Annotated in this window: 3 protein-coding genes; 1 reads left to right on the top strand and 2 read right to left on the bottom strand. The window is 42.7% G+C overall.

What is annotated here, in order from left to right:
• Positions 1 to 386, bottom strand: a 386-nt coding sequence (locus V7Z64_RS12575) for a cyclase family protein (protein WP_334110625.1), incomplete at its 3' end; no start/stop codon positions are given.
• Between the two features lie 13 nt (positions 387 to 399).
• On the bottom strand, positions 400 to 1,887 hold the full coding sequence (zwf, locus tag V7Z64_RS12570) for a glucose-6-phosphate dehydrogenase (RefSeq protein WP_297987797.1): 1,488 nt from the start codon (positions 1,885 to 1,887) through the stop codon (positions 400 to 402).
• A 118-nt stretch (positions 1,888 to 2,005) separates the two neighbouring features.
• Between zwf and rnz the strand changes: the two genes are divergently transcribed.
• On the top strand, positions 2,006 to 2,938 hold the full coding sequence (gene rnz / locus V7Z64_RS12565) for a ribonuclease Z (RefSeq protein ID WP_297987795.1): 933 nt from the start codon (positions 2,006 to 2,008) through the stop codon (positions 2,936 to 2,938).
• Positions 2,939 to 3,154: the final 216 nt, after the last annotated feature.

Below are 3,154 nucleotides of genomic sequence, written 5' to 3'. Positions count from 1 at the left end.
TACGCTGCCGCATCTTCGGCAACGTAAATAAATTCAAAGTTAAAAGCGTCGTCGAACGAGTTTTTCGTTTTGAATAAGATAAAATCGTTCTCTTGAATATCAAAATGAATTAAGTCGTCTTTTGTAATTTTATCGTTTACGTTTGTGACGTCAAATACTTTGCAGTAGCCGACAAGTTTTTCAAGCGGGATCGTTTCGAACGTTTCACCGTCTTTTACCATATGAAGCGGTGCGTCGATATGCGTACCTGTATGCACATCCATATCGATGCGCGATTCGGTGACATAATCGTTCGTGACGGTCATTAGCTTCGGTTGTTTTTCCGGCTTATTTTTATACACAGGCATTCCTTCAAAAATTGGGGCGGTGACATCGTATAGTTTCATGTTTCGTTCCTCCTTACATTGTTCCGTTTAGCGACCACCAATGAAAGCCGTCTTTTTGCAATAGCTCGTCTGCTTTCTTCGGTCCCATCGAGCCGGCTTCGTAGTTCGGAAAGTCCACGGCTTTTGTGTTTGCCCATACGTCTGAAATCGGGTCGACGAAGCTCCATGAGGCAGCGACTTCGTCCCAATGCGTAAAGTTTGTTGCATCGCCGCGCATGCAGTCATATAGCAATTTTTCATACGCTTCCGGCGTATTAATGCCGTCGATGCAGTTGTAGCAATAGTCGAGTTTTATCGGCGTCGTTTTCATGTTTTCGCCGCTTTTTTTCGCATTCAAATGAAGGGTAATGCCCTCGTCTGGCTGAATATGAATGACGAGTAAATTTGGATGTACGTGTTCGCTTGTGCGATAATACAAATTCATCGGTACATCCTTAAATTGCACGACAATTTTTGTTGATTTTTCTGTCATTCGTTTTCCTGTTCGTATGTAAAACGGCACACCTGCCCAACGGAAATTGTCGATTAAAAGTTTTCCAGCTACAAACGTTTCCGTATTGGAGGTTGGATCGACATTATGTTCTTCACGATAGCCGATGACTTTTTGCCCTCGCACAATGCCGCTTCCGTATTGGCCGCGTACAAAGTATTGATCGACTTCATCATATGTAACAGGACGAAGAGCGCGCAACACTTTTACCTTTTCGTTGCGAATGTCGTCCGTTGTAAGTTTAATTGGCGGCTCCATCGCTAGCAACGCGACCATTTGTAACATATGGTTTTGCACCATGTCGCGAAGAGCTCCAGAATGGTCATAATAGCGGCCGCGATCTTCCACCCCAAGCGTTTCGCTTGATGTAATTTGAATATTGGCAATAAAGCGGTTATTCCAGAGCGGTTCGAAAATGGCGTTCGCAAAACGAATGACCTCGATGTTTTGCACCATTTCTTTGCCGAGATAATGGTCAATACGGAAAATTTGCTCTTCTGAAAACGATTGGCGTATTTCTTCATTTAGTTTTTTTGCGCTTTGTAAATCATGACCGAACGGTTTTTCAATGACTAATCGTGTCCAGCCATTCGTTGTCGTCAGTCCTTCTGATTTTAAATGCGATGTAATCGTTCCGAAAAATTCCGGTGCCATCGCTAAATAAAAAATGCGGTTACCCGGAATGTGAAACTGTTCTTCTACATGTGTCAATAGTTCATTTAATTGTTCGTATGATTGCGTATTTGTCGCATCTAATGAATGATAGTAAAAATGGGAAATAAATGTGTCATCGATTAGCTCTTGCTTTGTCGCTTCTTCAATCGTTTCTTTTACGTAATGACGAAACGATTCGTCTGTATGGGGGCGACGGGCAACACCGACAACAGCAAACTGTTCAGACAGCTTTCCTTTTTGATAAAGTTTATAAATGGATGGAAATAGTTTGCGTTTTGCTAAGTCGCCAGTCGCACCAAAAATTACAATTGTCGCTTTTGGTTGTACGTCAGTCACGGACCATATACCTCACTTTTATTCATTTTTTGAAAGGTTCATGATAATGTAATTTTAGAGGTTTATTGTGGTAAACGCAAATGTTTTATCTGATTAAAGAAAAGAGAGGGATGACAGCGTGGAGTTGTTATTTTTAGGGACAGGCTCTGGTGTCCCGTCGAAAGGGAGAAACGTATCGGCGGTTGCCCTTCAGTTATTAGAAGAAAGAGGAGCGACATGGTTATTCGACTGCGGTGAAGCGACCCAACATCAAATTTTACATACGTCCATTCGCCCAAGACGAATTGAGCGCATTTTCATTAGCCATTTGCACGGCGATCACATATTCGGTTTGCCTGGATTGCTTGGCAGCCGCTCATTTCAAGGAGGGGAAACGCCGCTCGTCGTTTACGGTCCAGCAGGTATTCGTACATTTATTGACACAGCCTTAACGATTAGCGGCACACGGCTAAAATATGATTTGTATATTGAAGAATTTACAGAGGGGGTCATATTCGAAGACGAACAGTTTGTTGTTACAGCAAAACTGCTCGATCACGGTTTGCCTTCATATGGGTTTCGCATTGTCGAAAAAGATTTGCCGGGCACGTTGCTCGTCGATCGACTGCTTGCTCTTGGTGTGAGATCGGGGCCTATTTACCAGAAAATTAAGCGCGGAGAGACCGTCGTGTTAGAAGATGGAACTGTCATTGATGGTCGTGAATTTGTTGCCCAACCGAAAAAAGGGCGCATTGTTGCGATCATGGGAGATACGCGTTATTGTGAGGCGAGCATTGAACTTGCGAAACGAGCAGATGTGCTCGTTCATGAGGCGACATTTAGCGCAGAAGAAGCGCATTTAGCGCACGATTACTATCATTCAACGACGTGGCAAGCAGCAGAAGTAGCGAAACGGGCGGGAGTGAAACAACTCATTTTGACGCATATTAGCTCTCGTTATCAAGGGGAGATGTGTGAGCGACTCGTTGAAGAAGCGAAAACGATTTTTCCGAATGTTGCGCTTGCTTTCGATTTTTCATCGTTTCCAGTTCTGAAAAAAAGCGCGGAATAAAAAAGGGCTGGTCGATGATACAGACCAGCTCCTTACGAAGACTCATACTAATCGTACAGTACGTCTGACATAAGATTTTTTCTCCTGTTCAGAACAATTTTGGAATGTCGATTGAAATAGAAAAATGTCGAATAAAAAATATCGAAAAAAATGTTCAATTATTTACTGTAGATGAGCATTTTTTATTACATTAATTTCCATCCCCAAGAGACAAAC

Source organism: Anoxybacillus sp., assembly GCF_036834105.1.
Lineage (GTDB): Bacteria > Bacillota > Bacilli > Bacillales > Anoxybacillaceae > Anoxybacillus.
Note: the sequence above shows the minus strand (reverse complement) of the source record. Positions and strands in the feature narration are given on the sequence as shown.